Annotated in this window: 29 protein-coding genes; 15 read left to right on the plus strand and 14 right to left on the minus strand. The window is 64.3% G+C overall.

The features are described 5' to 3' along the window. Positions 1-164: 164 nt before the first annotated feature. Genes AC19YR_RS07205 through AC19YR_RS07220 form a run of 4 tightly spaced genes read right to left on the minus strand, consistent with a single transcriptional unit; the run spans position 165 to position 2,898 of the window. Entirely contained in the window at positions 165-1,463 is a 1,299-nt protein-coding gene (locus AC19YR_RS07205; RefSeq protein WP_095109473.1) for an NAD(P)/FAD-dependent oxidoreductase, read from the minus strand. Between the two features lie 59 nt (positions 1,464-1,522). Next, positions 1,523-1,696: a DUF3094 family protein gene (locus AC19YR_RS07210; RefSeq protein ID WP_095109474.1), complete on the minus strand. Its 174-nt coding sequence runs from the start codon at positions 1,694-1,696 to the stop codon at positions 1,523-1,525. 48 nt (positions 1,697-1,744) lie between these two features. Continuing rightward, the gene (locus tag AC19YR_RS07215) at positions 1,745-2,272 is read right to left on the minus strand and encodes an MOSC domain-containing protein (RefSeq protein ID WP_500597741.1); all 528 of its coding nucleotides are present in this window, start codon (positions 2,270-2,272) and stop codon (positions 1,745-1,747) included. Further along, positions 2,272-2,898, minus strand: a complete 627-nt coding sequence (locus AC19YR_RS07220) for a DUF1780 domain-containing protein (RefSeq protein WP_095109476.1) — start codon at positions 2,896-2,898, stop codon at positions 2,272-2,274. Before AC19YR_RS07220 ends, AC19YR_RS07215 begins: the two co-directional genes overlap by 1 nt. Before the next feature lie 215 nt (positions 2,899-3,113). Between AC19YR_RS07220 and AC19YR_RS07225 the strand changes: the two genes are divergently transcribed. The 3 genes from AC19YR_RS07225 to AC19YR_RS07235 all read left to right on the plus strand — a co-directional run bounded on the left by AC19YR_RS07225 (position 3,114) and on the right by AC19YR_RS07235 (position 7,137). Beyond that, complete coding sequence (locus AC19YR_RS07225; protein WP_500597742.1) at positions 3,114-4,454, plus strand: aromatic acid/H+ symport family MFS transporter; 1,341 nt, start codon at positions 3,114-3,116, stop codon at positions 4,452-4,454. Between the two features lie 103 nt (positions 4,455-4,557). Beyond that, positions 4,558-5,769 carry a benzoate/H(+) symporter BenE family transporter gene (locus AC19YR_RS07230; RefSeq protein ID WP_500597744.1) on the plus strand — a complete coding sequence of 404 codons (1,212 nt, stop codon included), beginning with the start codon at positions 4,558-4,560 and terminating at the stop codon, positions 5,767-5,769. 99 nt (positions 5,770-5,868) lie between these two features. Next, complete coding sequence (locus AC19YR_RS07235; protein WP_500597745.1) at positions 5,869-7,137, plus strand: OprD family porin; 1,269 nt, start codon at positions 5,869-5,871, stop codon at positions 7,135-7,137. Between the two features lie 61 nt (positions 7,138-7,198). On the opposite strand, the gene AC19YR_RS07240 is transcribed toward AC19YR_RS07235, so the two are convergent. Then, positions 7,199-7,408, minus strand: coding sequence for a DUF2790 domain-containing protein (locus tag AC19YR_RS07240; protein ID WP_500597746.1), 210 nt, complete (start codon positions 7,406-7,408; stop codon positions 7,199-7,201). A gap of 121 nt (positions 7,409-7,529) precedes the next feature. On the opposite strand from AC19YR_RS07240, the gene AC19YR_RS07245 reads away from it, so the two are divergent. The 4 genes from AC19YR_RS07245 (at position 7,530) to AC19YR_RS07260 (ending at position 9,965) form a co-directional block, all read left to right on the plus strand. Beyond that, on the plus strand, positions 7,530-8,462 hold the full coding sequence (locus tag AC19YR_RS07245) for a LysR family transcriptional regulator (RefSeq protein ID WP_500597748.1): 933 nt from the start codon (positions 7,530-7,532) through the stop codon (positions 8,460-8,462). Positions 8,463-8,522: 60 nt separating this feature from the next. Further along, positions 8,523-8,990 carry an FAD/FMN-containing dehydrogenase gene (locus AC19YR_RS07250; RefSeq protein ID WP_095109482.1) on the plus strand — a complete coding sequence of 156 codons (468 nt, stop codon included), beginning with the start codon at positions 8,523-8,525 and terminating at the stop codon, positions 8,988-8,990. Then, positions 8,987-9,685 carry an energy-coupling factor ABC transporter permease gene (locus AC19YR_RS07255; protein WP_095109483.1) on the plus strand — a complete coding sequence of 233 codons (699 nt, stop codon included), beginning with the start codon at positions 8,987-8,989 and terminating at the stop codon, positions 9,683-9,685. Before AC19YR_RS07250 ends, AC19YR_RS07255 begins: the two co-directional genes overlap by 4 nt. A 64-nt stretch (positions 9,686-9,749) precedes the next feature. Continuing rightward, positions 9,750-9,965, plus strand: a complete 216-nt coding sequence (locus tag AC19YR_RS07260; protein ID WP_095109484.1) for a hypothetical protein — start codon at positions 9,750-9,752, stop codon at positions 9,963-9,965. Positions 9,966-10,023: 58 nt separating this feature from the next. Here AC19YR_RS07260 and yacG read toward each other — a convergent pair whose 3' ends face one another. From yacG to AC19YR_RS07280, 4 genes are read right to left on the minus strand one after another with little or no spacing between them, the layout of a single operon-like run. Further along, a complete protein-coding gene (gene yacG, locus AC19YR_RS07265; protein WP_095109485.1) occupies positions 10,024-10,227 on the minus strand; it encodes a DNA gyrase inhibitor YacG in 204 nt (67 codons plus the stop codon). Further along, on the minus strand, positions 10,224-10,847 hold the full coding sequence (gene coaE / locus AC19YR_RS07270; RefSeq protein ID WP_500597750.1) for a dephospho-CoA kinase: 624 nt from the start codon (positions 10,845-10,847) through the stop codon (positions 10,224-10,226). Before coaE ends, yacG begins: the two co-directional genes overlap by 4 nt. Beyond that, complete coding sequence (locus tag AC19YR_RS07275; protein ID WP_095109487.1) at positions 10,847-11,716, minus strand: prepilin peptidase; 870 nt, start codon at positions 11,714-11,716, stop codon at positions 10,847-10,849. Before AC19YR_RS07275 ends, coaE begins: the two co-directional genes overlap by 1 nt. Positions 11,717-11,718: 2 nt before the next feature. Then, positions 11,719-12,927, minus strand: a complete 1,209-nt coding sequence (locus tag AC19YR_RS07280; RefSeq protein ID WP_500597752.1) for a type II secretion system F family protein — start codon at positions 12,925-12,927, stop codon at positions 11,719-11,721. Positions 12,928-13,156: 229 nt separating this feature from the next. On the opposite strand from AC19YR_RS07280, the gene AC19YR_RS07285 reads away from it, so the two are divergent. The 5 genes from AC19YR_RS07285 to AC19YR_RS07305 all read left to right on the plus strand — a co-directional run bounded on the left by AC19YR_RS07285 (position 13,157) and on the right by AC19YR_RS07305 (position 18,376). Next, positions 13,157-13,573: a pilin gene (locus tag AC19YR_RS07285; RefSeq protein ID WP_500597754.1), complete on the plus strand. Its 417-nt coding sequence runs from the start codon at positions 13,157-13,159 to the stop codon at positions 13,571-13,573. A gap of 204 nt (positions 13,574-13,777) precedes the next feature. Then, on the plus strand, positions 13,778-14,125 hold the full coding sequence (locus AC19YR_RS07290; protein ID WP_095109490.1) for a BON domain-containing protein: 348 nt from the start codon (positions 13,778-13,780) through the stop codon (positions 14,123-14,125). A 240-nt stretch (positions 14,126-14,365) separates the two neighbouring features. Next, positions 14,366-14,869: a sigma-70 family RNA polymerase sigma factor gene (locus AC19YR_RS07295; RefSeq protein ID WP_371856235.1), complete on the plus strand. Its 504-nt coding sequence runs from the start codon at positions 14,366-14,368 to the stop codon at positions 14,867-14,869. Next, on the plus strand, positions 14,866-15,828 hold the full coding sequence (locus tag AC19YR_RS07300; protein WP_500597757.1) for a FecR domain-containing protein: 963 nt from the start codon (positions 14,866-14,868) through the stop codon (positions 15,826-15,828). Before AC19YR_RS07295 ends, AC19YR_RS07300 begins: the two co-directional genes overlap by 4 nt. A gap of 94 nt (positions 15,829-15,922) precedes the next feature. Beyond that, entirely contained in the window at positions 15,923-18,376 is a 2,454-nt protein-coding gene (locus AC19YR_RS07305) for a TonB-dependent siderophore receptor (RefSeq protein ID WP_500597759.1), read from the plus strand. Positions 18,377-18,500: 124 nt separating this feature from the next. Here the strand turns inward: AC19YR_RS07305 and cueR are convergent, their stop codons facing one another. From cueR to AC19YR_RS07320, 3 genes are all read right to left on the minus strand, one after another. Then, the gene (gene cueR / locus AC19YR_RS07310) at positions 18,501-18,902 is read right to left on the minus strand and encodes a Cu(I)-responsive transcriptional regulator (RefSeq protein WP_095109494.1); all 402 of its coding nucleotides are present in this window, start codon (positions 18,900-18,902) and stop codon (positions 18,501-18,503) included. Continuing rightward, positions 18,899-21,295 (minus strand): heavy metal translocating P-type ATPase, encoded by a 2,397-nt coding sequence (locus AC19YR_RS07315; RefSeq protein ID WP_500597761.1) that lies wholly within the window; start codon positions 21,293-21,295, stop codon positions 18,899-18,901. The genes cueR and AC19YR_RS07315 overlap by 4 nt, the downstream gene beginning before the upstream one ends. 209 nt (positions 21,296-21,504) lie before the next feature. Further along, positions 21,505-21,888: a hypothetical protein gene (locus tag AC19YR_RS07320; RefSeq protein ID WP_095109496.1), complete on the minus strand. Its 384-nt coding sequence runs from the start codon at positions 21,886-21,888 to the stop codon at positions 21,505-21,507. A 147-nt stretch (positions 21,889-22,035) separates the two neighbouring features. Here AC19YR_RS07320 and AC19YR_RS07325 point away from each other — a divergent pair, with 147 nt between their 5' ends. Further along, entirely contained in the window at positions 22,036-22,236 is a 201-nt protein-coding gene (locus AC19YR_RS07325; RefSeq protein ID WP_095109497.1) for a heavy-metal-associated domain-containing protein, read from the plus strand. A 94-nt stretch (positions 22,237-22,330) separates the two neighbouring features. Continuing rightward, positions 22,331-23,527: a multidrug effflux MFS transporter gene (locus tag AC19YR_RS07330; RefSeq protein WP_500597762.1), complete on the plus strand. Its 1,197-nt coding sequence runs from the start codon at positions 22,331-22,333 to the stop codon at positions 23,525-23,527. Between the two features lie 10 nt (positions 23,528-23,537). Here AC19YR_RS07330 and AC19YR_RS07335 read toward each other — a convergent pair whose 3' ends face one another. Together AC19YR_RS07335 and AC19YR_RS07340 are read right to left on the minus strand one after the other, a co-directional pair. Further along, entirely contained in the window at positions 23,538-23,714 is a 177-nt protein-coding gene (locus AC19YR_RS07335; RefSeq protein ID WP_176465112.1) for a hypothetical protein, read from the minus strand. A 146-nt stretch (positions 23,715-23,860) separates the two neighbouring features. Beyond that, positions 23,861-24,874 (minus strand): zinc-binding alcohol dehydrogenase family protein, encoded by a 1,014-nt coding sequence (locus tag AC19YR_RS07340; RefSeq protein ID WP_095109499.1) that lies wholly within the window; start codon positions 24,872-24,874, stop codon positions 23,861-23,863. Positions 24,875-25,000: 126 nt separating this feature from the next. Here AC19YR_RS07340 and vimR point away from each other — a divergent pair, with 126 nt between their 5' ends. Continuing rightward, complete coding sequence (gene vimR / locus AC19YR_RS07345) at positions 25,001-25,930, plus strand: transcription regulator VimR (protein WP_500597764.1); 930 nt, start codon at positions 25,001-25,003, stop codon at positions 25,928-25,930. Positions 25,931-26,165: the final 235 nt, after the last annotated feature.

Here is a 26,165-nt window from a genome sequence, read left to right on the forward strand (position 1 = left end):
ATCGACAGATACGGGGATTTTTTTTGTCTGCGCAAAAGTTGAGTGCCGATCAGACCCGCTCCCTGTGGGAGCGGGCCTGCCCGCGATGGTGATCTGCTAGCTCATGCACGTGTGAGAGGTACACCGCCATCGTCGGCTGGACCAAGCCCCACAAAGTGTGTGGATCAGTGCAGCTTCAGGCGCGGTTCGGTGCCGCGGCCAATGCGGCTGCCCAGCATCAGCATTGCCGTGCGGAAAGGGCCGTACAGCGCCATTTGGTGCATGCGATACAGCGAGATATAGAACATGCGCGCCAACCAGCCTTCGAGCATTACGCTGCCGGTCAGGTTGCCCATCAGGTTGCCCACGGCGGAAAACCGCGACAGCGAAATCAGCGAGCCATAGTCGGTGTACTTGTAGCTGGGCAGTGGCTTGCCTTCGATCCGCAGTTTCAGCGATTTGGTCAGCAAGGACGCCTGTTGGTGGGCGGCCTGGGCCCTGGGCGGTACGTTGCGGTCGGTGCCCGGTTGCGGGCAGGCCGCGCAGTCGCCGAAGGCGAAGATGTTTTCGTCGCGGGTGGTTTGCAGGGTGGGCAGCACCTGCAACTGGTTGATGCGGTTGGTTTCCAGGCCATCGATGTCCTTGAGGAAGCCTGGCGCGCGAATTCCGGCGGCCCAGACTTTCAGGCTGGCGTTAATCACCTGGCCGTCGGCCGTTATCAGGCTGTCGGCGGTCACTTCGCTGACGGCGGCGTTGGTCATCACGTTGACCCCCAGCTTCTCCAGGGTTTTATGCACCGGTCCGCCGATCCGCTCCGGCAGGGCGGGCAGCACCCGTGGGCCGGCCTCGATCAGGGTGATGTGCATGTTTTCCGGGAGAATCCGGTCCAGGCCATAGGCCGCCAGTTCATGGGCGGCGTTATGCAGCTCGGCGGCCAGTTCCACCCCCGTGGCGCCGGCGCCGACGATGGCCACGCTGATCTGCTGCACCACATCGGTTTGCCCGGCGTGGGCGCGCAGGTAGTGGTTGAGCAGTTGCTGGTGGAATTTCTCGGCCTGTTTGCGGGTGTCGAGGAACAGGCAATGCTGCGCCGCGCCCTGGGTGCCGAAGTCGTTGGTGGTGCTGCCGACGGCGATCACCAGGGAGTCGTAGCCCAGTTCGCGGGCCGGCACCAGCTCCAGGCCTTGTTCGTCGTAAGTGGCGGCCAACTGGATTTTCTTCCGCTCGCGGTCGAGCCCGCTCATGCGCCCAAGCTGGAACTCGAAGTGGTTCCATTTCGCCTGGGCAACATAGTTGAGCTCGTCTTCGCTGGAGTTCAGCGAACCGGCGGCCACTTCATGCAGCAGCGGCTTCCAGATGTGGGTGAGGTTGGCGTCTACCAGTGTCACGCTGGCGGTGCGACGTTTGCCCAGGGTCTTACCCAGGCGGGTCGCCAACTCCAGGCCGCCGGCGCCGCCGCCGACAATGACAATTCGATGAGTCATGGGGATATCTCGCAAGGCTAAAAAAATCGGTGCGGTTACCCGAGCGAGCGCCAGGCAGCTCATAGCGTCAGGTAACTCAAGAGGCGGCTCAGCAACCCGAGCGCGATCACCGTCACCAGCACCACCGCCAGCAGCAGCCACGGCCGAAAAGGGCGGCGCTCCACGCGGTTCTGGGACAGTTGCAGGTACTGTTCGACATGCTTTTGGTCGTCGGGGTTCAGGCGGCTGGTCATAAAGGCCTCGTCGGTAGACGTTGCTGAATGAAGGGGCGGTACAACGGTTTATCCGGGGTTGAAGGGAGCATAGCCCGTCTCGGACAGCGGCTCGACGCACAGTGGGTCATCGACGCGGATGATGCCGCTGTGGATCACCCGGGCAGTGATTCCGCCATGGCCGCGTACTGCTTGAAAGGTGCCCAGGCCCAGGCGTTGCTCCAGGCGTGCGCAGGGCTGGCACCAGCCCGTAGTCTCGAAAATCGCCTGGCCGATGCGAAAGCGCCGGCCCTTGAGGCTGAACAGGTTGATACCGCTGATGACCAGGTTGCGCCGCAGGTCCTGGGCCTGGACGGGCTGCTGCGGTGCCCGGCCGAGCAAGGCGCTGATAACGGCCAGATGCTCCCACTGGATCAACGTCACCTGCCGTGCGTTGCGCGGGCCTGGCCGGGCATGATCGCCCGTCAGCCCCGCTTCGCGGCGGGCTTCGACGGCCTCCAGTTCGACCATGGCCCCGCGTGATTCGGGGCGCACGCCAATCCAACGCACCCGGCCCTGCTGCGGTACTTGGGCAATCAGCTCTTGCAAGGGGCTCATCACAGGCTGATCCCGACATCGAACACGATGCTGCGCCCCAGGTTGTTGCGCAAAAAATCCGGCGCGTCGGGGTGGGCGAACAGCACGCGGGCGAACGTGGGGCCCACCAGCGATAGCGAACGCCAGCCCTGGCGCAGGTATTCGGTGGGCGGCGGGAAGTGGCTGTTGAGGTCCAGCACTTCGCGCTTGAGGCTGGCGAAGGCGATGATGTCCAGTTCGCCCAGGTCCATGCCGCGCTCTTTATAGTTGTGGGCTTTTTTGCGCAGGGTCGGCGCCAGCCGCAGCAGGAAGTCGTTGGCCGGGATGCGTCGGGGCTTGGCTTCGCGGCGCACCAATTGGCTCAGGGAGAACGCCGTGCGCCGGCGCTGTAACTCGTCGCGCCATTCATCGTTGAGGCGCCGGCCCTCGTCGAGGACGAAAAACACCTCGAAATTGGCATCGCGAAACAGCACGTCCGGCGGTTCGCCCGCGGGGCTGAATTCTTCGAGGCGATAGGGGATGTTCAACCCCTGCAAAAGCCGCTGGCACACCCAGCGTTCACGCTCCCATTTGCGGGCGTTGGACAAAAAGGCGTTGGCCTGCTCGGCCGCGATGGTCAGCAGGCGTAGGTAATCTGAGTCATCCATCGCCCCAGCTTAGCGCCCAAATGGGCTTTTGAAGACCCCCCATTTTCCTGGCGCCGGCCGCAAACAGGCGAAACACCCCTGCACAAAACGGATAGCGATCTGCACAAAGCGGATATTGCAGGGCGCAGGGCCTGCCTACCCTGCGATGGCCTGCCTATAAAAACGAGGGCGTTCTCGCTCATCGTTTACAAAAACAACAACAAGAGACAGATGCCATGCGCAAAATCGACGTTCATGAGGTTATCGACAAAGCTCGGTTCAACCGCTTCCACTGGATGGTGCTGTTCTGGTGTGCCCTGATTATCATTTTCGACGGCTACAACCTGGTGATTTACGGCGTGGTCCTGCCGGTACTGATGAAAGAGTGGGGCCTCACCCCCCTGGAGGCTGGGGCGCTGGGCAGTTATGCGTTGTTTGGCATGATGTTCGGGGCGCTGTTTTTTGGGCCGTTGTCCGACAAGATCGGGCGTAAGAAAGCCATCACCATTTGCGTCATCCTTTTTAGCGGCTTCACCGTGCTCAACGGTTTTGCCCGCAACCCCACGGAATTCGGCATCTGCCGCTTCATTGCCGGGCTCGGCATTGGCGGGGTGATGCCCAACGTGGTGGCGCTGATGAACGAGTACGCGCCGAAGAAAATCCGCAGCACCCTGGTGGCCATCATGTTCAGTGGCTATTCAGTGGGCGGCATGTTGTCGGCGGGCCTGGGCATTGTGCTGATCCCCAGTTTCGGCTGGCAGTCGGTGTTCTACGTGGCGGTGCTGCCGCTGCTGATGCTGCCGCTGATTATGTATTTCCTGCCGGAATCGGTGGGTTTCATGCTGCGCCAGGGCCGCAACGAAGAAGCGCGCAAGGTGCTGGAGCGGGTCGACCCGGGCTACGTCGCGCAAAGCAGCGACCAACTGCACATGAGCGAAGTCAAAGGCACCGGCACCCCGGTGTTGCAGTTGTTCCGCGAAGGCCGCGCCGTGCGCACGCTGATGCTGTGGGTGGCGTTTTTCTGCTGCCTGCTGATGGTTTACGCCTTGAGTTCCTGGCTGCCGAAACTGATGGCCAACGCCGGCTACAGCCTGGGTTCGAGCCTGTCGTTCCTGTTGGTGCTCAACTTCGGCGCGATCTTCGGCGCGGTGGGCGGTGGCGTGCTGGGCGACAAGCTCAACCTGCCGCGGGTGCTGGCGGTGTTCTTCGCCGTGGCCGCCATCTCCATCACCTTGCTGGGCTTCAAGAGCCCGACGCCGGTGCTGTACCTGCTGATCGCCATTGCCGGGGCCACCACCATCGGTTCGCAGATTCTGCTGTACGCCTGCGCCGCGCAGTTCTACTCCATGGCCATTCGTTCCACGGGGCTTGGCTGGGCTTCCGGGATTGGCCGCAACGGCGCTATCGTCGGGCCACTACTGGGCGGGGCGTTGTTGGGCATCAGCCTGCCGCTGCAACTGAATTTCATGGCCTTTGCCGTACCGGGCGCGATTGCGGCGGTGGCGATGACCTTGTTTGCCATCAGCAGCCAACGTTCCACCCGCGCCACTGCGGCCCTGACGCCCACCCGCGCCTGAGCCGGTGCGACACGGCGCCGTGCCGTGTCGCCCACGTTCGATAGAACAAGAGCACCCAGGCCCTGTGCCACGGGTTGCCAGATGAGTCTTGCGGTGAGGTGCCATGAAAGCGTTTTTCCATGACTTTTCCCTGTCTGCGGCAGTGGCCGGGTTTATTGCCACGGTGATTTCCTATGCCGGGCCCCTGGTGATTATTTTCCAGGCTGCCGAAAGCGCGCAGATGTCCCGGGAGCTGCTGTCGTCCTGGGTTTGGGCGATTTCCATCGGCAGCGCCGTGTTGGGCATCGGCCTGAGCCTGCGCTACCGGGTGCCGGTGATTATTGCCTGGTCGGCGCCGGGTTCGGCGCTGCTGGTGGCGTTGCTGCCGGGGATTTCCATGGAAGAGGCCGTGGGCGCCTACCTGGTCAGTAGCCTGATTATTTTCGCAGTGGGCATTTGCGGGGCCTTTGACCGGATCATCAGCAAACTGCCCAGCGCCATTGCGGCGGCGATGCTGGCGGGGATTCTGTTCAGCTTCGGCACCGGCCTGTTCGTGTCCTTGCAGGGCAAGCCGTTGCTGGTGCTGGCGATGTTCGTCACCTACCTGGTGTGCAAGCGCATGATGCCGCGCTATGCGGTGCTGATGGTGTTGTTGGTGGGTTGCGCTATCACGTTTGCCGCCGGCGATTTGCACCGTGAAGCCCTGGTCATTGGCCTGGCGACGCCGGTGTGGGTCACCCCGCAATTTAGCCTCAGCGCGACCCTTAATATCGCCTTGCCCCTGGTGATGGTGGCGCTGACCGGGCAGTTTGTGCCCGGCATGGCGGTGCTGCGCGCCAGCGGCTACAACACCCCGGCCAGCCCGATCATCGCCAGCAGTGCCCTGGGCACCGCGTTGCTGGCGCCGTTTGGTTGCCACGGGCTGAACCTGGCCGCCATCACCGCGGCCATCTGCACTGGCCGTGAGGCCCACGAAGACCCAAGCAAGCGCTACGTTGCCGGGGTGGTGGGCGGGCTGTTCTACCTGGTGCTGGGGATTTTTGGCGCCACCTTGGTTTCGCTGTTTTCGGCCTTTCCCAAGGAGCTGATCGCAGCGCTGGCGGGGCTGGCGTTGTTCGCCGCCATCGGCGGCGCCCTGGCCGGCGCCATGGCGGTGCCCAACGACCGCGAAGCGGCGCTGGTGACCTTCCTCACCACGGCCTCGGGTATGTCGCTGTTCGGTTTGTCCGCCGCATTCTGGGGCCTGATCTTCGGCATTGCCGCCCATGTCCTGCTCAACGCCCGGCGGCCCGCGCCGGTCGTGGCCGCCCCCGGCGAGGTGGCGCGCCGCCCCTGATCCACGCCTGATTTTCCACCCCGTTTCCATGCCCTCGGCCGCCCGGGCGCTGCCGCGTTCGTGTGCCACCTGTCGATCAATAACAATAAGAGCCAAACGATGAAACAGACCTTCCAGAGCACCCCTTGCGTCCTGTCCCTGGCTATCGGCCTGGGCTGTTCCACCTCCGTGCTGGCCGCCGACAGCGGCTTTATCGAGGACACCACGGCGACCTTGCAGGCGCGTAACTACTACTTCAGCCGCGACTTTTCCGACATCGTCGGCGCCAATCAACAGTCCAAGGCAGAGGAGTGGGCCCAGGGTTTTATCCTCAACGTTAAATCGGGCTACACCCAGGGCACCGTCGGTTTTGGCCTGGACGTGATCGGCTTGCTGGGGCTTAAGCTCGACAGCAGCCCCGACCGGGTCAACACCGGGTTGTTGCCGGTGCAGGACGACGGCCGTGCGGCGGATGACTACAGCCGCCTCGCCGGGGCGTTGAAAGTGCGCGTCTCCAAGACCGAACTGCGCATCGGCGAATTGCAGCCCAACCTGCCGGTGCTGGCCTTCAGTGATATCCGCCTGCTTCCCCCGAGTTATCAGGGGGCCAGCGTCACGTCCGGCGAAATCAACGGCTTGACCTTGCAGGGTGGCCATTTGAAATCCACCAGCCTGCGCAACGAGGCGGGCGACGACAAGCTGCAAGCCATGCTCGGCCACGTGCCGCAACGCCAGGTCAGCAGCGACGGCTTCAACTTTGCCGGGGCCGACTATGTGTTCAACGACAAACGCACCTCGGCCAGCGCTTGGTTCGGCCAGTTGGAAGACATCTACCACCAGCGCTTTTTGGGCCTCAAGCACAGCGAACCGTTGGGCGACTGGACCCTGGGAGCCAACCTAGGCTTTTACGATTCGCGCGAAGACGGCAAAAAACTACTGGGCAACATCGACAACCAGGCGTTTTTCTCCCTGCTGTCGGCCAAGCGCGGCGGTCACACCTTTTACGTCGGCTACCAGGGGATGTTCGGCGACAGCGCGTTCCCGCGGGTGTTCGCCAACGTCACGCCCCTGGGCAACGAAGTGCCCACCTATGAATTTGCCTACACCGACGAACGCTCCTGGCAGGTGCGCCACGACTACGATTTCGCCGCCCTGGGCGTGCCCGGCCTGACCAGCACCGTGCGTTACATTTCCGGTAACAACGTCGACACCGGCAAGGGGTTCGAGGGCAAGGACCGCGAGCGCGACCTGGACCTGGGCTACGTGATCCAGAGCGGCACCCTCAAAGGCCTGGGCATGCGCGTGCGCAACGTGATGGCGCGTTCCAACTACCGCAGCGATATCGACGAAAACCGCCTGATCCTCAGCTACACCTGGACCCTGCTGTGACCGGCGCCGGGGCGGCCAACCTGGCGTTGGCCTGGCGCGGCGCCAATCGGTTGCGGCGGGCTTAGGCCGGGCCGCCGCAATCGCCCATCACCATGTAAGTGACGCTATGGGTTTGCCCTTGGTGGTCGATATAGACCATGGTGGCCGGCACCACGTCGCAGACGTTGGGGATATCGCTGATAGACACGACTTTGGCGACGTCCAGGGTGGGTTCGCCGGCCAGGGCGCTGGTGGCGACAAGGGCGAGGAACAAACTGAGCAGGGTTTTCATGGTGGCCTCTTGTATATGTGAGCTGATGTGTACAGTTTAGCCCTCGCTGCTGTAGGAAAAAGCCGCGTTCGCCTGATGCAGCCTTACATCAAACGCAACAGTCACAGGCCCCGGAGGCTTTATGGATGTACTCAATAGCCTGCGGGTGTTCGTGCAGGTGGTCGATAGCGGCAGCTTTACGGCTGCGGCACAGGCCCTGGATCTTTCGACCGCGCAGGTCTCGCGCCTGGTGGCGGACCTGGAGCAGCACGTGCAGGCGCGCCTGCTGCAACGCACCACCCGGCGCCTGGGCCTGACTGACGCCGGCGAGCGCTTTTTGCTGCGCGGGCGGCAGATCCTCGAAGAAATGCAAGTGGCCACCGCCGAAGCCCGTGGCGCCCACCTCAAGCCCAGCGGGCGCTTGCGCGTGCATACCCTGCACGGCCTCGGCATGCTGATAACCCCGCTGATCGCCCGCTACTGCGAGCTGTACCCGGACGTGGTGTTCGAACTGAGCCTGTCCCAGCGCAACCCCGACCCGTTGGAAGAAGGCCACGACGTGGTGATTTCCATCGCCCAGGAACTGGCCGATTCCCAGTTCGTCGCCCAGGTCATCGGGCAGATCTACAGCGCGCCGTTCGCCTCGCCCGCGTACCTGCAGCGCCACGGTGTGCCGGCCAGCCCGGCGGCGCTGAACGAGCACTGCTGCTTGCGCCTGCTCGACCCGATGTACAGCGACCAATGGCAGTTTCACGATGCGGCGGGCGAGCAGGGCGTCCTGCCGGGGCCGACCTTCCAAAGCAACGTCGCTGAATCCATGGTCAACGCCTCGGAGGCGGGCATGGGCGTGAGCCTGGTGCCGTTCTACGCCGCCACCCGCCCGCTCAGTGAAGGCCGCTTGCTGCGCTTGCTGCCCGCCTATCGCCTGCGCGAGCGCAACGTCTACGCGCTGTACCCGTCGCGGCGCTTTCTCGACGCCAAGGTGCGCACCTGGGTGGACTTTCTCCAGGCTGAGCTGCCCCAAGTCTTCGCCGCGCACGAAGCGGTGATGAACGACCCGCGACACTGGGCTTGACGCTCGCGCGGCGGGGCGGGTGTAGACTGGCGGCTCGTTTATCCAGGCAAGGAGTCGGCAGTGAAATTTTTCCCGGTGGTGATCTTGAGCCTCATGCCCCTGTGGGCGCAGGCGTTGGAAGTGGGCGAGAAACTGGCGCCCTGGACCCTGCTCGACCAGTTCGACCAGAGCTACAGCCTCAACGACCAGACCCGCACCCTGCTGGTGGCGCGCACCATGGACGGCGCCAAACTGGTCAAAGCCGTGCTGCTGGACCAGCCCAAGGGCTACCTCGAAGCCCGCGACGCGGTGTTCGTCGCCAATATCGAACCGATGCCCAAGTTGATCGCGCGGATGTTCGCCATCCCCGCCATGCGCGATTACCCGTATCGGGTCATGCTCGACCGTGATGGCCAGGTAGTGGCGGCATACCCGGGCGCGGCGGACAAAGTGCTGTGGCTGCAACTGGACCACGGCCAGGTGCAGCAGGTGCGCGAATTCGATAACGCCGCCAGCCTGCGCGAGGCGCTGGAGAAGCCGCTGCCATGATCGGCGCCGAACTGCTGTCGGGCACCAGCCTGCTGGTCGGTTGGCTGATTTACCTGCCGGTACTGGCCTGGGCCCTGCTGCGTTCGCCGTGGGTCGAGTTGTTCAGCGACACCCGCCGCCAGCACCTGCTGTTCGGCACGGTGTTCGCACTGTTTTTGCTGTGGCTGATGCGCCGCGACTTCGACACCGGCGTGTCCTACCACTTTATCGGCATGACTGTGGTCACCCTGCTGCTGGACTGGCCGTTGGCCATAGTCGGCGGCCTGGTGGCGCAAATCGGCCTGGCCCTGCTGGGGCGCCAGGACTGGGTGGCACTGGGGGTCAACGGCAGCCTGTTGATCCTGTTGCCGGTGCTGGTCACCGAATGCTGCGCCTTGCTGGTGGAACGGGCGCAGCCGCGCAACCCCTTCGTGTACATTTTTTGTTCAGGTTTCTTCGCGGCGGCGCTGGCCGCCTTGTTGTGCCTGCTGGCCACGCTGGGGCTGCTGTGGGTTGACGGCGTGTTCGCCATGCCTGAGTGGCTGGAGGATTTTGTCGGCTACCTGTGGCTGATTATTTTCCCCGAGGCCTTTATCAACGGCATGTTGGTCAGCGCCCTGGTGGTGTTTTGCCCCGAATGGCTGGAAACCTTCAACCGCACACGCTACCTCTCGGCGCCCTGGAACGACGACGACCAACGGCGCCCGCGAGGTTGATCCACGTCAAGGACGGCCCGGGGGCCGCGTCGCATGCTCTGGGAAATTTCTCAGGAGCAGCGTCATGAGCGTTTACGAATGGGCACGGCAGGAACTGCGGCAAAGTCTCGATTGCGCACAAGAGGTGGGTTTTGACCCGGGCCTGAGCCTACGCGCCTTACTCAGTGCGGTGGTGCAACAGAGCAAGGGCGTGCGCAGCCTGGAAGACTTGGCCGATGAACTGCAGTTCTTGGCCGAAAACCTGGACGACGGCCAGGATTACGGTTTTATGCGGCCTTAGGGCTGGCACCCCTGAGCCGGTGGGAGCCGGCGGGCCCGCTCCCACAGGGGCCGCAGCCTTAGTGCGCGCGCGGCGGCAGGTCGTCGCTGAACAGGTCGTCTTCGGCGTCCGGGGCGACCGGGATCTTGTGTTCTTCGGCCGCCCAGGCGCCGAGGTCGATCAGTTTGCAGCGGTCTGAACAAAAGGGCCGGTTGGCATTGCTGGCGTTCCATTCCACGGGTGCGCCGCAGGTTGGGCATTCGACGGTCAGGGGTTGGCTCATGACTGGCCTCCACGCAAGGTTAGGTAAAAGTGATGCAACCGCTCGACTTCACTGTGCAGCCAGGCGAGGTCGCGGTCGTTGACCAGCACGTCATCGGCATGACGCAGGCGTTCTTCGCGGCTGGCCTGGGCCTTGAGAATCGCCTGCACCTGTTCTTCGCTGGTTTGGTCGCGCAGCAGGGTACGCGCAATTTGCAGGGGCTGCGGCGCATCCACCACCAACACCCGCTGGGTTATCGCCCGCTGCCCGGCCTCGATCAACAGCGGCGACACCAAAATGGCGTAGGGCGATGTGGCGCTGGCCAGGTTGTCGGCGATTTCCCGGGCGATCAGCGGGTGTAGCAATGCCTCCAGCCAACGCCGCTCGTGGGGCTCCTGAAAGATCAGCGCACGCAACGCGCCGCGGTCGAGTTGGCCGTCGGCCTGGAGCACGCCGGGGCCGAAATGCTCGGCGATCTGCGCCAGGGCCGGGCGCCCCGGTTCCACCACCCAGCGCGAGGCGTGATCGGCGTCCACCACGTGCACGCCCAATTCGATAAACCGCTGGGCCGCCGCGCTTTTACCGCTGCCGATGCCGCCAGTCAGGCCCAGGACCCAGGGTGTGTTTACAGAGGTATTCATCAGTAACCGACAAACTGCCAATAGAAGTCGGCCATTTGACCACCCCAGAGCAAGGCAATCCAGCCGGCAATCGCCAGATACGGGCCAAACGGAATGGGCGTGGTGCTTTGCGCACGCCGCAGGCGCAGCCAGATCAGCCCAAGCACGGCGCCCACCAGGGACGACAGCAGGATCGTTAAAGGCAGCACCTGCCAGCCGCCCCAGGCGCCGAGCAGGGCCAGCAGTTTGAAATCACCCTGGCCGATGCCGTCCTTGCCGGTCAGTAATTTGAACAGCCAATACACCGACCACAGGCTCAGGTAACCGGCCACCGCACCCCACAGCGCGTCGCCCAGGGGCACGAACAGGCCGAAGCTGTTGACGATCAACCCCAGCCACAGCAGCGGCAGCACCAGCACGTCCGGCAGCAATTGGTGCTCGGCGTCGATCAGGCTCAAGGCCAGCAAGCCCCAGGACAGCACCAGCAACGCGGCGCAGGCCCAGCCCGGGCCCAGGTGCCAGGCGACAAAAGCCGAGAGCACGCCGCAGGCCAGTTCCACCAGCGGGTAGCGGGGGCTGATGGGGTGTTGGCAGTCGGCGCAGCGGCCGCGCAGCAGCAGGTAGCCGAGCAGCGGAATGTTGTGCCACGGCCGCACCGGTCGGGCGCAATGGGGGCAATGGGAGTGGGGCAGCAGCAGGTTGAAGGTGGGGCCGGGTGGTTCGGCGGGCAGTGCCAGTGCTTCAAGGGCCTGGGCGCGCCAGTCGCGCTCGAGCATCGTGGGCAGGCGCCAGGCCAGCACATTCAGGAAACTGCCGACCACCAGCCCCAGCACCAGGGCCAGGGTGGCGAACGCTACGGGGTGGGCGGCGAGGAAATCACTCAAGGGCATGTTCAGATCGCTGTGCCGAGTTGGAAAACGGGAAGGTACATGGCAACCACCAGGCCGCCGACGATCACCCCCAGAACCGCCATGATGAACGGTTCCAGCAGGCTGGTCAGGTTATCGACCCAGTGATCGACTTCATCCTCGTAGAAGGTCGCGATTTTTTCCAGCATCAGCTCCAGGGTGCCGGATTCTTCGCCAATGGCCGTCATCTGGATCGCCATCGGCGTGAATAACCCGCAGTGGCCCATGGCGACATGCAATTGGGTGCCGCTGGCCACCGCTGCGCTCACCTCGCGCACGGCGTCGCTGAAGCGGCGGCTGCCCATGGCCCCGGCCACCGAGTTCAGCGCCTGCACCAGCGGCACCCCGGCGGCGAAGGTGGTGGCCAGCGTGCGGGCGTAACGTGCCAGGGCGGACTTATAGAGCAAAGTGCCCACCAGCGGCAGGCGCAGCAGGCAGCGGTCCAGGGCATCGCGGCACCACGCCGAGCGCCGCAGGCCCTGGCGCAGTGCGGCAGCGGCCGCCACGGCTACGGTGAACAACACTGCCCACCAGGCCTGGAGAAACTCGGCCAAAGCAATCACCAGCAAGGTGAATGCCGGCAGCTGCGCACCAAAACTGCTGAACAGGCTCTGGAATTGCGGCACCACCTTGATAAGCAGAATCGCGCTGACGATCACCGCGACCACCACCACTGCCAGCGGATAGACCAGGGCTTTTTTCACCCTGGCCTTGAGCCGCTCGCTTTTTTCCTGATAGGTGGCGACGCGGTCGAGCAGGGTATCGAGGGCGCCGGCCTGCTCCCCGGCGTCGATCAGGTTGCAGTAGAGCGTGTCGAAGTACCGCGGCTGGTTGCGCAGCGCCGTGGCCAGGCTGCTGCCGGCGGCGATGTCCTGTTTGAGCTGGCGCGCCAGTGGGCCCAACTGCGCCTCGGCACCGCCCTGGGCCATCAGCTCCAGCGCCTGCAATAGCGGCACGCCGGCCTTGGCCAGGGTGGCCAGTTGGCGGGTGAAGCGGGCCATGTCCATGGCGTTGATCCGGTGGCGCGGGGCGAACAGCGGCGCGGTTTTTTTGCGCACCCGGTGCGCCGTAATGCCCTGCTGGCGCAAGCGGGCCTTGACCAGCGGCAGGTCGGCGGCGCTGAGTTTGCCGGTTTTACGCAGGCCCTGGCGGTCGATGCCTTCCCAGGTGAATACGGAGGTTTTCGTGCTCATCCTTGAGTCCTTGGGTCGCCCTGACGAAGTGCCTAAGCCTAGCCGCCAGCATGGGCCCGGCACATGGCAGGGCGGTGACGGAAAAGGGCAGGTTGGGCGCGGATTTGCCAGGGGGCAAAACGCCAGCCTGGGCCGAACGCCCCGTAGCGGTGGGGCTGTAGCCTTGGCACAAGCTATGCACCGTGGGCTTCCCGGTCACATGACCTTACGCAAAACCAGGAGTTGGCCCATGCCTCGCCAGAAAGGATTCTCCCTGCTCGAACTGCTGATCGTGGTCGCGATCATCGGCATTCTGACCACCGTGGCCTTGCCGCTGTATTCCAAATACCAGGCCAGGGCCACGGTTACCGCTGCCCTGGCCGAGGTCGCGGCGCTGAAAGTGGCCTTTGAAGACCTGATAAACCAAGGCACCGACCCCACGCTGGCGCTGATTGGCGGCCGCCCCAGCACCGCCAACTGCACCCTGGACGCTTCCGGCTCCGCAGCCACCGGGGCGGGGGCCATCACCTGTACCCTGGCCAATGCCCCGGCGCCGGCTCTGGGCGAAACCGTCACCCTGAGCCGTACCCAGGCCGAAGGCTGGAGCTGCGCCACCAGTGTGCCAGCCGATTACGCGCCCAAAGGTTGCGGCGCCAGCAGTACCTGATGGCAGAAGCCGCAACTTGCACGCAAGAAACCTCGCGGTCATGCAAATTGCATGACCGTGGTTTTTTGTGTTTTTTATAACGTGTTGATTAATAAGGGATTATTTGCTGTGCAAAAGTTGGCACAGCCCCTGCAATAACCCTGTTAACCCTGACGCCACACAGCTCTACGGCGCAGACCTTCTAGAAAAACAGGAGTTACTCGTATGAAGAAGTTCGCTATCGCTGCCGCAACTGCTACCGCACTGACCCTGACCATGGCCAACGTGGCTTTCGCCCAAACCTCCCAGGCACCAATGACCCTGGCGGCCGGTGAAGTGACCAAGGCGAAAGAAACCACTACCGACACTTGGATCACCACCAAGGTCAAGGCTGACCTGCTGACCGAAAAAGGCATTCCAGGCACCGATATCAAAGTCGAAACCAACAAAGGCGTGGTTTCCCTGTCTTCCGAAGTGGCGGTAACCGACGCTCAGAAGGACATCGCAGTAGCCATCACCAAGAAAATCAAAGGCGTTAAAGCGGTATCGGCTGACGGCCTGAAATCCGAGTAACACGCAAGCTTCTCGCTTGGACCGGGAGAAGGGGAGCGATCGGCGATCCAGTATTACGTCATCGCTCCCGAGTGGTTCACGCGCAAGGCCATAGGGATATGGCCACTGAAGGCCCCGGCAGTTTCTGCCGGGGCCTTTTTCATTGGATTGGCGGCCGCCAGGCTGATGGCGAATTGCTGTAACGCTGCCCATCTCTATAGAATGAGAACTATTCATATTTATGCCGTGGGATCTGTGCCCGTGTCCGCCCCTTCCAACAAGCTCGGTTTCTTCTTCAGTGACCATCACCGCTGGCTCTTGCAGCATGTGCAACGGCACCTGCGCAACCACGCCGATGCCGAGGACACGGCGGCGGAAACCTTCTGCCAGGTGCTGGCCTCGCGCATCGACCCGGAGCAGATCCTGCAGCCGCGGGCGTACCTGTCGACCATCGCCCGGCGCCTGATTTTCGACCGCCACCGGCGCCGCCAATTGGAAATCGCCTACCTGGAACGCCTCGCCGCGTTGCCCGAGCAATTGTCGCCCTCGCCGCAAGAACAGGCCTTGCTGATCGAAGCCTTGAGTGCCATTGACCGTGCTCTGGCGGGGTTGCCCGCGATTGTGAAAAGCGCCTTCCTCTACAGCCAACTCGACGGTTTGAGCTACGTGGCGATCGCCCGGCGTTTGGGCGTGTCCGAGCGCACGGTCAGCCGTTATATGAAGCAGGCCCTGCGCCAGGTGTACCTGGCCGAGGTGGCGCCGTGAGCCGCGCCGCCCTGGACCGGGCGGGCGAGCAGGCCATCGATTGGATGGTGCGCCTGCGCAGCGGCCAGGCCGACCCGCAATTGCAGGCCGGTTTGGCCGCGTGGTTGGCCCGCGACCCGGCCAATGCCCAGGCCTGGGAGCATTTGCAGCTGCGCCTGGGCGGCGCCTACGACACCTTGCGCAGCCTGGAGCCACGCGCCCCCGGCCAGGCGCGGGAAGTGCTGCTGCAACCGGGCACATCGCGGCGCCAGGTGCTGCGCGGCCTCGCCGGGTTCGGCGTGCTGGCGGGGGGCCTGTGGCTGGGGGCGCAGAGCACACCCGGGCAGATGTTACTGGCGGACAAACGCACCGGCACCGGCGAGCGCCGCCAGTTCAGCCTGGCCGATGGCAGCCAGTTAAGCCTCAACGCCAACAGCGCCGTGGATGTGCGTTTCGAGGCCGGCCAGCGCTTGCTGTACCTGCGCGCCGGCGAGTTGATCGTGCAAGTGGCCCCGGACCCCAACCGCCCGTTTCGCGTGCGCACTGCCCAAGGCGAAATCCGCGCCCTGGGCACCCGTTTCCTGGTGCGCCAAGAGGCCGAGGCCACCCGCGTGGTGGTGCTGGAACACGCGGTGCGCGCCAGCCTCGCGGACGGCACCTCGCGGGATGTGCAGCAAGGCCAGGCTGCGTTGCTCCACGCCGCGCGGATCGAGGCGTTGAGTAGCGACGAAAGCCACCGCGGCGATTGGCTGCAAGGGCGCCTGAGTGTGCTCGACGAGCCGCTGCTGGCGGTGGTCGATGCGTTGCGCCCGTACCGGCGCGGCATCATTCGCGTGGCCCCCCAGATCCGCCAGTTGCGGGTGCAGGGTGTGTTCCCCCTCGACGAGCCGGACCGGGCGCTGACCGCGTTGGCCGAAACCCTGCCGATTACGGTCGAGCACTACGGCCCGTGGCTGACCTTGCTCGGCCCGCGGCGTTGAAACTATTTTTGTGAATTCTTCTCATTCGTGTCCGGTTTTCATTTCTCGGCCCACCTATCTCCTGATATCGCCCACTTAAATTCAGGAGAACGCCGTGTACACACCCTGGCCCCGTGCCCTCGCTGTGGCTATTGCCCTGGCTGCCGCCAACCCGTCGCTGATGGCTATCGCCGCCCCTGAGGCGGCGCAGCAGGTGCTGCATTTCGACCTGCCGGCCGCGAGCCTGGCGCGCACCCTCAACGCCATCGCCAGCCAGAGCGGCCAGGTGATTTCCCTGCCCTCGGCCCTGGTGGCCGACAAACGGGCCGCCGCCCTGCGCGGCGACATGACTGTCGTGCAGGCCCTGCAACAGGCCTTGGCCGGCACGGGCCTGGAGTTGCGCATCACCGACAGCGGCAACTTCAGCGTACAGCCCCAGGCCCAAGGCGGTAGCGCCCTGGAGCTGGGGGCCACCACCGTCAACGCCCAGGCCTTGAGCGCCACCAGCGAGGGCACCCAGTCTTACGCGGCCCGCGCCGTGACCATTGGCAAAGGCACCCAGACCCTCAAGGAGATCCCCCAGTCGGTCACGGTGATGACCCGCAAACAAATGGACGACCAAGGCCTGGTGGACCTGCGCGATGCGGCCAACCAGACCACTGGCGTAGTCGGTGTGCAAGGCGTGGGCAAAGGCATGGTGCTGTCGGCGCGGGGTTTTCAGATCGATCTATGGCAATACGATGGCGTGGCCATCCCGCGCAACACCTACGCCCTGGGCAACTGGGGTATCCAGGACCTGATTTTCTTCGACCGCATGGAAATCCTGCGCGGCGCCGCCGGCCTGCTCCAGGGCACCGGCAGCCCGGGTGGCGCGGTGAACCTGGTGCGCAAGCGCGGCCAGGCTGCGCCCACCGTGGCGCTGACCGCCAAGGCCGGCAGTTGGGACCACTACGGCCTGCAGCTGGACGCGGGCGGGCCGCTCAACGCCGAGGGCACGGTGCGCGGGCGGTTTGTCGCCGACGAAGACCAGAGCCAATCGTTCATCGACTACGAACACAGCAAAACCCACTCGCTGTATGGCGCCCTGGATTTCGACCTTACTCCCGACACCACCCTGGGCGTGGGCATGAGCTACACCGACGACGACTCGCGGCCGATGATTCGCGGCTTGCCCCGTTACGCCAACGGCTCGCCGCTCAAGGTGCCGCGCTCGACCTACACCGGCGCGCGCTGGAACCAGGCCGATATCGAGCAGAGCACGGTCTACGCCGACCTGGAGCACCGCTTCAACGACGACTGGAAACTCAAGGTCGCGGCGGTGGGCATGAAGGAAACCAATTCGTCCAAGCAGCAACGTATCCAGAGCGCCGGCAATGGCCTTGAGCCCGATGGCAGCGGCGTGGAGTACGCCGACTGGATCACCGATTTCGACTCCACCAAGTTGGGCCTGGACCTGTTCGTCAACGGCCGGTTCGAGGCGTTTTCCCTGGCCCAGGAAATCACCTTGGGCGGCAACTACTCCAAGCTCACCTCCGATGACATGTGGGCACGCCAGTTCGAGGACCGTGGCACGATTTTCGACATCGACCACAACCGCCCCGAGCCCAGCTACGACGAGATCATGAGCAAGAACGGCGGGCGCAGCAGCTTCAGCGAATACGACATCCGCCAGAAAGGCATGTATGGCAGTTGGCGGGTCAAGTTGGCCGAACCGCTGACCGCCGTGGTCGGTGCCCGCGTGAGCGAGTACGACTACAGCTACAAAGACACCGTGTACCGCGCCACCTTCCCCGGCAGTGCGGCGCAGGCCAGCGCCATGACCGAAACCGGCGAAGTCACGCCGTACCTGGGCCTGGTTTATGACCTGAGCCGCGAGTGGGCGGTGTACGCCAGCTACACCGACGTGTTCGAGCCGCAGAGCGTGCGCTCCACCGATGGCGCGGTGCTCAAGCCGATCATCGGCAGCAACTATGAGTTGGGCCTCAAGGGCGAGTTGCTGGACGGGCGGGTCAACACCTCGCTGGCGGTGTTCCGCTACGACCACAAGAACCGCGCCGTGACCGACATGGCCGGCGGGCGTGAATGCGACGGTTGGTATTGCTCGGCGGCGTCCGGGAAAGTGCGCAGCCAGGGTGTGGACGCGGAAATCAGCGGCGAAGTGTTCAGCGGCCTGCAACTGTTTGCCGGTTATACCTTCAATACCACCAAGTTCCTCGAAGATCCCGACAAGAAAGGCCAGGTATTCAGCCCCTGGACGCCCAAGCATATGCTGCGGGTGTGGAGCGACTACCAGTTGCCGGGTGACTTGAGCCGCGTCAGTGCGGGCCTGGGCTTTACCAGCCAGAGCCACACCCTGGGCGATGAGCGCACCTACAAAATCCCCGGCTACACGGTGTGGAATGCGCGCCTGGCCTACCAGGCCACCCCGCAAATCGGCCTGGCGGTCAACGCCAACAACCTGTTCGACAAGCGCTACATCATCTCCGGGTACAGCCAACTGGACGGCAACAACAACTTCGGCGACCCGCGCAACCTGATGTTCAGCGTCAAGTACACGCCGCAGTTCTGATGGCGGCGTTGGGCGAGCCTGCCGCAAGGGGCTTGCCCGCGCTGGCGGGCTGCCTGATGCACCGTTATCGCGGGCAAGCCCGCTCCCACAGACCGGCCTCTACAGGGTGATTTTGGTCTGCCAGTCAGGCGCAGCAGGGGCCGCTGGCCAGTTCCTTGAGGATCGGGCAGTCGGGGCGGTCGTCGCCCTGGCAGTGCTCCACCAGGTCCTGCAAGGTGTCGCGCAATTGCCCCAGTTCGCGGATTTTCAGCTCCAGCTCCAGAATATGCTGGCGCGCCAGCGCCTTCACGTCGGCGCTGGCCCGTTGCCGGTCCTGCCATAGGGTCAGCAACTTGCCGACTTCTTCCAGGGAAAACCCCAGATCCCGCGAGCGCTTGATAAACGCCAACGAGTGCAGGTCGTCGCTGCTGTACAGGCGATAGCCGCTGTCGCTGCGCTGTGCGGGTTTGAGCAGGCCGATGGACTCGTAGTAGCGAATCATTTTGGCGCTCAGACCGCTTTGGCGGGCTGCTTGGCCGATGTTCATTCTGCTTTCTCCAGGTCTTTGGGTTTCCAGGTTTTGAGCAGCAGGGCGTTGCTCACGACGCTGACGCTCGACAGCGCCATCGCCGCGCCGGCCAGTACCGGGTTGAGCAGGCCAAACGCGGCCAGCGGAATGCCCACCAGGTTATAGATGAAGGCCCAGAACAGGTTCTGGCGGATTTTCGCGTAGGTCTTGCGGCTGATTTCCAGGGCCGCGGGCACCAGGCGTGGGTCGCCGCGCATCAGGGTGATGCCGGCCGCTTGCATGGCCACGTCCGTGCCGCCGCCCATGGCGATGCCGATATCGGCCGCCGCCAGCGCCGGGGCGTCGTTGATACCGTCGCCGACCATCGCCACGACGCCGGTTTTCTTCAGGTGCGCCACGGTGGCGGCTTTGTCGGCGGGCAGCACTTCAGCGTGCACGTCGCGGATGCCCAGGGCCTCGGCCACCACTTTGGCGCTGCCACTGTTGTCACCGGTAAGCAAATGACTGCTGATGCCTTGTGCGGTCAGTTCGCGCACGGCCAGCAGGGCGCCGGGCTTGAGGGTGTCGCCAAAGGCGAACAGGCCCAGTACACGGGGTTGCGGGCTCTGTTCGATCAGCCAGGACAGGGTGCGGCCTTCGGTTTCCCAGTCTTGCGCCAGGGCGTTGAGCGCGCCTTGGTCCAGGCCGCTTTCCACCAGCATGCGGCGGTTGCCCAGGGCCAATTGGCGGCCATCGAGGGTGCCGGCGATGCCGCGCCCGGTCAGGGATTGGCTGGCGCTGACATCGGCCACCGGCAATTGACGTTCGTCACAGGCGTCGAGCACGGCTTTGGCCAAGGGGTGTTCGCTGCCGCGTTGCAGGGCGCCGGCCAGTTGCAGCAGGGTGTTTTCATCACCGTCCAGGGCTTGCAGGTGGGCGATCTGCGGTTTGCCGGAGGTCAGGGTGCCGGTTTTGTCGAAGACCACGGCGCTGACTTCGTGGGCCCGCTCCAGGGCTTCGGCGTCTTTAATCAGGATGCCGTGGTGCGCGGCCACGCCGGTACCGGCCATGATCGCGGTGGGCGTGGCCAGGCCCAGGGCACACGGGCAGGCGATCACCAACACGGCGACGGCGTTAATCACTGCCACTTCCAGCGGCGCGCCGTACCACCACCAGCCAATCAGGGTGGCGAGGGCGATCAGCAGCACCACGGGGACGAACACCTGGCTGACTTTATCCACCAGTTTCTGGATGGGTGCCTTGCCGGCCTGGGCGTCTTCGACCAGGCGAATGATCCGTGCCAGCACGGTTTCGGCGCCCAGGGCCTGGGTGCGCACCAGCAAGCGGCCTTCGCCATTGATGGCGCCGCCGGTGACTTTGTCGCCCGGTTGCTTGGGCACGGGCAGGCTTTCGCCGCTGATAAGGGCTTCGTCGGCGTGGCTTTGGCCTTCGACCACTTCACCGTCCACGGGGAAGCGCTCGCCGGGCTTGACCAGCACCAGGTCATCCAGGCGCAGGGCGCTGATGGCCACGTCCTGCTCGCGGCCGTCGATCACCTGGATCGCCCGCTCCGGGCGCAAGGCTTCGAGGGCGCGGATGGCGCTGGCGGTCTGGCGTTTGGCGCGGCTTTCCAGGTATTTGCCCACCAGGATCAGGGCGATCACCACGGCGGAGGCTTCAAAGTACAGGTGCGGCATGTGCCCGGCGGGGGCCACGGCCCATTCGTAAATACTCAGGCCATACCCGGCGCTGGTGCCCAGGGCCACTAGCAGGTCCATGTTGCCGGCACCGGCGCGCACGGCTTTGAACGCGGCGACGTAAAAACGCGCGCCGAGGATGAATTGCACCGGGGTGGCCAGGGCGAATTGCGCCCACGCCGGGAGCATCCAGTGCAGGCCGAAGGGTTGCACCACCATCGGCAGCACCAGCGGCAGCGCCAGGAGCACGGCGATAATCACCGCCCAGCGCTCGCGGCGCAGGCGTTGTTCCTGGTCGTTGGCGGGTGGTTGGTCGGCCTGCCAGAGGCTGGCGGTGTAACCGGCGCGGGTCACGGCGTCGATCAGCACGCCAGGCTCGACGTGGCCGAGCAATTGCACATGGGCACGCTCGTTGGCCAGGTTGACGCTGACGCTGCTCACCCCCGCGACCTTGCCCAGCGCCCGCTCGACACGGCCGGCGCAGGAGGCGCAGGTCATGCCGCCGATGTTCAGTTCCACGCTTTGGCTGGGCACGCTGTAGCCGGCCTGCTGCACGGCTTCGAGCAGGGCCGGCAGGCTGTCGCCCGGCGCTTGGACGCGGGCTTGTTCGGTGGCCAGGTTGACACTCACGGCACTGGCGCCGGGCACCTTGCTCAACGCCCGCTCGACACGCCCCGCGCAACTGGCGCAGGTCATGCCGGCAATCGGCAGATCGAAGGTAATAGATTCGGACATGGGTGCTACTCCCTGTAGAAATGGCCTACAGGATCAACCTTGCCATGCGGGGAAGGTCAAGGGGCAATAAATGTGGGAGGGATCTGGCATCTATAAGTGGCAGATAAAAAGGTGGGAGCGAGCCTACTCGCGATGAGGCCGGCCCATTCAACTGCCGTGTGGCCTGACATACCGCCACCGCGGGCCAGCCCACTCCCCCCCGATGAAACTCAGTAGCCCAGCTCTGCCGGTTTGAGGTACATGCCGCTTTCGCTCATGGCGATGCGGTACTTCACCACGTCGCCGGCCTTGAGGCGGATGTCTTGCGAACCCGGCGCGAGCAGCCCGGCATTGCAGCCCGGGGCTTGGCCAGGGAGCAGTTTCAGGCGCAGGGAGACGTTGCCCGGCGGCAGGTTGAACGAGGTGCTCTGTTCCTGGAAGAGCCGGGCGGCGAGTTGGTCTTGGAGGTAGATGCCGATCTCGCACGAGGTGGCCACTTCCAGACGCTCGCGGGAAATTATCAGCACGCCGTAGTCCGGTGGCGCGGCGGTGGCGGCCGGGACGGCGGCCACCAGGCTAAGGATGCTGAGTAGGCTTACGGCGGGCCAGCCCATGGGGAAATCTCCTGCGTGGTGTCATTCAGATGGCAGCTTGCCCCTGCGGCGCGACGATTGCCAGCCCGGCAGTGAATCGCAGAACTTGACCTTGCCATGGTGGCAAGGTCAAGACTGCCGGCAACCCTCAAGCAATGGAGAAGCGTCATGCAAGTATTCAACGTTCAAGGTATGTCGTGCGGTCACTGCGTCAAGTCGGTGACCCAGGCGATCCAGGCTAAAGACCCGGCGGCCAGCGTCAATGTCAATTTGGCGGCCAAGGAGGTGGGTGTAGAGAGCCGCTTGTCCGCCGATGAAGTCATCAGCCTCATCAGTGCCGAAGGCTACCCGGCCAAACTCGCTTCTTGAGGCTATTTATTAGTTAGCGACCTATCGGAATGTTCAAGACATCCGGGCGCGGCTAGACTGTCGGGCTGCCGACTCTGCTCAACCTGGATGTCTGATGAATCTGCGCACCATTCTGATCCTCGGCGCCCTGAGCGCTTTCGGCCCTTTGGCCATCGATTTCTATCTGCCCGCGTTCCCGGCCATGGCCCTGGCGCTGGGCACCGACGAAAAACACATCCAACTGACGTTGGCCGTGTACTTTCTGGGCCTGTCCATCGGCCAATTGGCCTACGGGCCGGTGGCCGACCGCTTTGGGCGGCGGGTGCCGCTGCTGGTGGGCGTGAGCCTGTTTACTCTGGCCTCCCTGGCGTGCGCCTTTGCGCCGAGCCTGGAATGGCTGATTGCCGCGCGTTTCGTCCAGGCCCTGGGCGGTTGCGCGGGGATGGTGATTGCCCGGGCGGTGGTCAGCGATAAATGCGACGCCGTGGCCTCGGCCAAGGTCTTCTCGCAGTTGATGCTGGTGATGGGGTTGGCGCCGATCCTCGCGCCGATGCTTGGCGGGCTGCTGGTGAACCTGCATGGCTGGCAGTCGATTTTCCTTGTGTTGACCCTGTTCAGTGCCCTGTGCGCCGTGGCGGTGGCCGTGGGCCTGCCGGAAAGCCTGCCGGCGGGCATGCCGCGCCAACCGTTGTCCGGGGCGTTGCGCCAGTACGGGCGGTTGTTGTCGGACCGGGTGTTCCTCGGCCACGCCCTGACGGGCGGTATCTCGATTGCCGGGATGTTTGCCTACATCGCCGGTTCGCCGTTCGTCTTCATCAAGCTCTACGGCGTGCCCGCCGAGCATTACGGCTGGCTGTTCGGCAGCAATGCGGCGGGGTTCATCCTGGTGGCGCAGGTCAATGCGCGGCTGTTGTCCCAGCGCGGGCCGGCGTTTTTGCTCATGCGGGCGGTGTGGGTGTACCTGGCCTCCGGCCTGACCCTAATGGGTATCGCCAGCCTGCATACCCAGGCGTTGTGGCCGTTGCTGGTGCCGCTGTTCATTTGTATCGCCAGCCTGGGCTGCATCATTCCCAATGCCTCGGCCTGCGCCATGGCCGGGCAGGGCGCACGGGCGGGCAGCGCTTCGGCGATGCTCGGTTGCCTGCAGTTTTGTGTGGCGGCCGGCGCGGCGTACCTGGTGGGTGTGTTGCACGACGGCAGTGCCATGCCGATGGCCATGGTCATCAGCCTGTGCGGGGCGCTGGCGGTCGGTGTCGCGTTGCTGACCCGCCGCGCGCAGAACGCCCGGGCGTTGGCCCAGGCAGCACTCTAGCGGTTTGCGCTTAGCCGGCGCGCTGTTGAAGGTCGGGGATGCGGTGGGGGGCGCTCAGGCGCGCTTGCAGGGTAGCGACAAAGGCGCGGGCTTCGGCTTCGCTGCGAAACGTCACCGCATGCTGGTCGATGCGCACTTGCCATTGCGGGGTGCGGGTTTTTGCCAGTTCTTTTATCAGGATCTTCATGGCTGACCTCCTCAACTAAAAGACAACGTTGCAAAGGCCTCGAGTGTAGACCCGAATACGGGCGTGAAGATGACCGACGTCAAGTCTCTGACTGACGGTGTCGTCCGCCTCCGAGGGTAGCGGCGGACGTTTCCCACCCTCGCGCTTTAGAAACCTTCGAGCACGATCTTGCCCCGGGCGGTGCCGCTTTCCAGCAACTCATGGGCGCGGCGCAGGTTGCCCGCGTTGATGGTGCCGAAGTGCTCGCCCACCGTGGTTTTCAGGGTGCCGGCGTCGATCAGTTGGGCCACCCGGTTGAGCAGTTTGTGTTGTTCGAGCATGTCGGCGGTCTCGAACAGCGAGCGGGTGTACATGAACTCCCAATGCAGCGACAGGCTTTTGCGCTTGAGCTTGGTCACGTCCAGCGCCTTGGGGTCGTCGATCAGCGCCAGCTTGCCCTGGGGCGCGAGGGCCTCGACCAATTGGTCCAGGTGCTGGTCGGTTTGGGTCAGGCTGGCGACGTGGGTCACCTGGGCCTGGCCTGCGTCTTTGAGGGCTTGGCTCAGCGGCAGGCTGTGGTCGATCACCAGGTCGGCGCCCAGGGCCGTGACCCACTCGCGGGTTTGTACGCGGGAGGCGGTGCCGATGACTTTTAGCCCGGTCAGTTGGCTGGCCAATTGGGTCAGGATCGAACCCACGCCCCCGGCGGCGCCGACGATCAGCAGGCTTTGTCCCAGGTCGGCGGGCCCCTCGGCAATTTGCAGGCGCTCGAACAACAGCTCCCACGCGGTGATGGCGGTCAGGGGCAGGGCGGCGGCTTCGGCAAAACCCAGGCTTTTAGGCATGTGGCCGACGATGCGTTCGTCCACCACGTGCAATTCACTGTTGCCGCCGGCGCGGGCGATGGAGCCGGCGTAATACACCCGGTCGCCAGCCTTGAACAGGGTCACTTCGCTGCCCACGGCGCTGACCACCCCGGCGACGTCCCAGCCCAGCACTTTGGCGGCGCCGCCCTCGGGTTGGACGTTCTGGCGCACCTTGGTGTCCACCGGGTTGACGGAAACGGCCTTGACCTCCACCAACAGGTCCCGCGGGCCGGCCACGGGGGCGGGCAGTTCGATGTCTTGCAGGGCGTTGGGGTCAGTGATGGGCAACGAGTGGTAATAGGCGATGGCTTTCATGGTGGCTCCAGAGAAGGGGAAGTGAGTGCAGGGCTGGGGCGAATGATTGGCTATTTCTATTGAAGATAAAACCCGCTACAACAGCAGTCTCTTTCAATGTTTTGTTGATAATGCGCGGGCGAGCCGATGTTGCGATTTGATGATTTGCAGTTGTTTGTACGTGCCGCCGACCTTGGCAGCCTGTCGGCGGCGGCGCGGGCCATGGACCTGTCGCCGGCGGTGGCCAGTGCCGCCCTCAAGCGCATCGAGCAGCAACTGGGCGCGCGGCTACTGGCCCGCTCCACCCGCAGCCTGCGCCTGACCGCCGAGGGCGAAGGCTTTTTGGCGTACGCCCGGGCGGCGCTGGGCAGCCTGGAGGAGGGACGGCGCCTGTTGGCGCGTGGGCAGCATCAGGTCAGCGGCGTGTTGCAGTTGTCCGCCCCGTCGGATTTTGGCCGCAACCTGCTGGTGCCCTGGCTCGATGAGTTCCAGCGTGAACACCCACTACTCACCGTGCGCCTGCTGCTGGGCGACCGCATTGCCGACCTGTTCCGCCAACCGGTGGATGTGGCTTTGCGCTATGGCGCGCCGGAAGACTCAAGCCTGGTGGCCCTGCCCATCGCCGCCGACAACCGCCGCGTGCTGTGCGCCGCGCCCGCTTACCTGGCGCGGCATGGCGAGCTTCGTCAGTTGGAACAGTTAGCGCAGCACAATTGCCTGTTGTTCATGCTCGGTAGCAGGGTTCACGACCATTGGCATTTTCACGATGGCAAACGGGAGGTGAGTCTGACAGTCAGCGGCGACCGCTTCAGTGATGATGCCGACGTGGTGCGCCGGTGGGCGGTGGCCGGTGCCGGGGTGGCGTACAAATCCTGGCTGGATGTGGCCGCGGACGTGCAGGCCGGGCGTTTGCGCGTACTGCTGCCCGAGTTGCAGGGCGAGCGTGCACCGCTGAATTTGTTGTGCGCACATCGCGCACAGTTAAGTAAGCCAGTGAACTTGCTGCGTGAAATGCTCAGGCTGCGGTGTGAGAAGTTGTCCGCACAGTTGCAAGGCTTACTTGAAAGCGATGAATAGCGACGTGTAAATAAAGAAAATTCTGTCAGTAACTATCGCATGCCTTGGTTTTCACCGAGCGGGAACCGCCGTGTTTCACGTTTATACTGGCGCCCGCCTATTTATCCGGGCGGTTGCAGGATCTGAGTGCAACACGGTTATTGAATTGAAGCGGGAGCATCATGCCGCATCACCACGGCTTCTTGCATCACTTCGCCCATCACCTCGATCGGGCATTTGAAGTCGAAGCGTTTGC

This window comes from Pseudomonas sp. MF08817 (assembly GCF_059862705.1).

What these genes read in the sequence shown, in the direction of transcription:
- AC19YR_RS07205 (WP_095109473.1), bottom strand. Translation starts at nt 1,463, where the DNA reads ATGACTCATCGAATTGTCATTGTCGGCGGCGGCGCCGGCGGCCTGGAG.
- AC19YR_RS07210 (WP_095109474.1), bottom strand. Translation starts at nt 1,696, where the DNA reads ATGACCAGCCGCCTGAACCCCGACGACCAAAAGCATGTCGAACAGTAC.
- AC19YR_RS07215 (WP_500597741.1), bottom strand. Translation starts at nt 2,272, where the DNA reads ATGAGCCCCTTGCAAGAGCTGATTGCCCAAGTACCGCAGCAGGGCCGG.
- AC19YR_RS07220 (WP_095109476.1), bottom strand. Translation starts at nt 2,898, where the DNA reads ATGGATGACTCAGATTACCTACGCCTGCTGACCATCGCGGCCGAGCAG.
- AC19YR_RS07225 (WP_500597742.1), top strand. Translation starts at nt 3,114, where the DNA reads ATGCGCAAAATCGACGTTCATGAGGTTATCGACAAAGCTCGGTTCAAC.
- AC19YR_RS07230 (WP_500597744.1), top strand. Translation starts at nt 4,558, where the DNA reads ATGAAAGCGTTTTTCCATGACTTTTCCCTGTCTGCGGCAGTGGCCGGG.
- AC19YR_RS07235 (WP_500597745.1), top strand. Translation starts at nt 5,869, where the DNA reads ATGAAACAGACCTTCCAGAGCACCCCTTGCGTCCTGTCCCTGGCTATC.
- AC19YR_RS07240 (WP_500597746.1), bottom strand. Translation starts at nt 7,408, where the DNA reads ATGAAAACCCTGCTCAGTTTGTTCCTCGCCCTTGTCGCCACCAGCGCC.
- AC19YR_RS07245 (WP_500597748.1), top strand. Translation starts at nt 7,530, where the DNA reads ATGGATGTACTCAATAGCCTGCGGGTGTTCGTGCAGGTGGTCGATAGC.
- AC19YR_RS07255 (WP_095109483.1), top strand. Translation starts at nt 8,987, where the DNA reads ATGATCGGCGCCGAACTGCTGTCGGGCACCAGCCTGCTGGTCGGTTGG.
- AC19YR_RS07260 (WP_095109484.1), top strand. Translation starts at nt 9,750, where the DNA reads ATGAGCGTTTACGAATGGGCACGGCAGGAACTGCGGCAAAGTCTCGAT.
- yacG (WP_095109485.1), bottom strand. Translation starts at nt 10,227, where the DNA reads ATGAGCCAACCCCTGACCGTCGAATGCCCAACCTGCGGCGCACCCGTG.
- coaE (WP_500597750.1), bottom strand. Translation starts at nt 10,847, where the DNA reads ATGAATACCTCTGTAAACACACCCTGGGTCCTGGGCCTGACTGGCGGC.
- AC19YR_RS07275 (WP_095109487.1), bottom strand. Translation starts at nt 11,716, where the DNA reads ATGCCCTTGAGTGATTTCCTCGCCGCCCACCCCGTAGCGTTCGCCACC.
- AC19YR_RS07280 (WP_500597752.1), bottom strand. Translation starts at nt 12,927, where the DNA reads ATGAGCACGAAAACCTCCGTATTCACCTGGGAAGGCATCGACCGCCAG.
- AC19YR_RS07285 (WP_500597754.1), top strand. Translation starts at nt 13,157, where the DNA reads ATGCCTCGCCAGAAAGGATTCTCCCTGCTCGAACTGCTGATCGTGGTC.
- AC19YR_RS07290 (WP_095109490.1), top strand. Translation starts at nt 13,778, where the DNA reads ATGAAGAAGTTCGCTATCGCTGCCGCAACTGCTACCGCACTGACCCTG.
- cueR (WP_095109494.1), bottom strand. Translation starts at nt 18,902, where the DNA reads ATGAACATCGGCCAAGCAGCCCGCCAAAGCGGTCTGAGCGCCAAAATG.
- AC19YR_RS07315 (WP_500597761.1), bottom strand. Translation starts at nt 21,295, where the DNA reads ATGTCCGAATCTATTACCTTCGATCTGCCGATTGCCGGCATGACCTGC.
- AC19YR_RS07320 (WP_095109496.1), bottom strand. Translation starts at nt 21,888, where the DNA reads ATGGGCTGGCCCGCCGTAAGCCTACTCAGCATCCTTAGCCTGGTGGCC.
- AC19YR_RS07325 (WP_095109497.1), top strand. Translation starts at nt 22,036, where the DNA reads ATGCAAGTATTCAACGTTCAAGGTATGTCGTGCGGTCACTGCGTCAAG.
- AC19YR_RS07330 (WP_500597762.1), top strand. Translation starts at nt 22,331, where the DNA reads ATGAATCTGCGCACCATTCTGATCCTCGGCGCCCTGAGCGCTTTCGGC.
- AC19YR_RS07335 (WP_176465112.1), bottom strand. Translation starts at nt 23,714, where the DNA reads ATGAAGATCCTGATAAAAGAACTGGCAAAAACCCGCACCCCGCAATGG.
- AC19YR_RS07340 (WP_095109499.1), bottom strand. Translation starts at nt 24,874, where the DNA reads ATGAAAGCCATCGCCTATTACCACTCGTTGCCCATCACTGACCCCAAC.
- vimR (WP_500597764.1), top strand. Translation starts at nt 25,001, where the DNA reads ATGTTGCGATTTGATGATTTGCAGTTGTTTGTACGTGCCGCCGACCTT.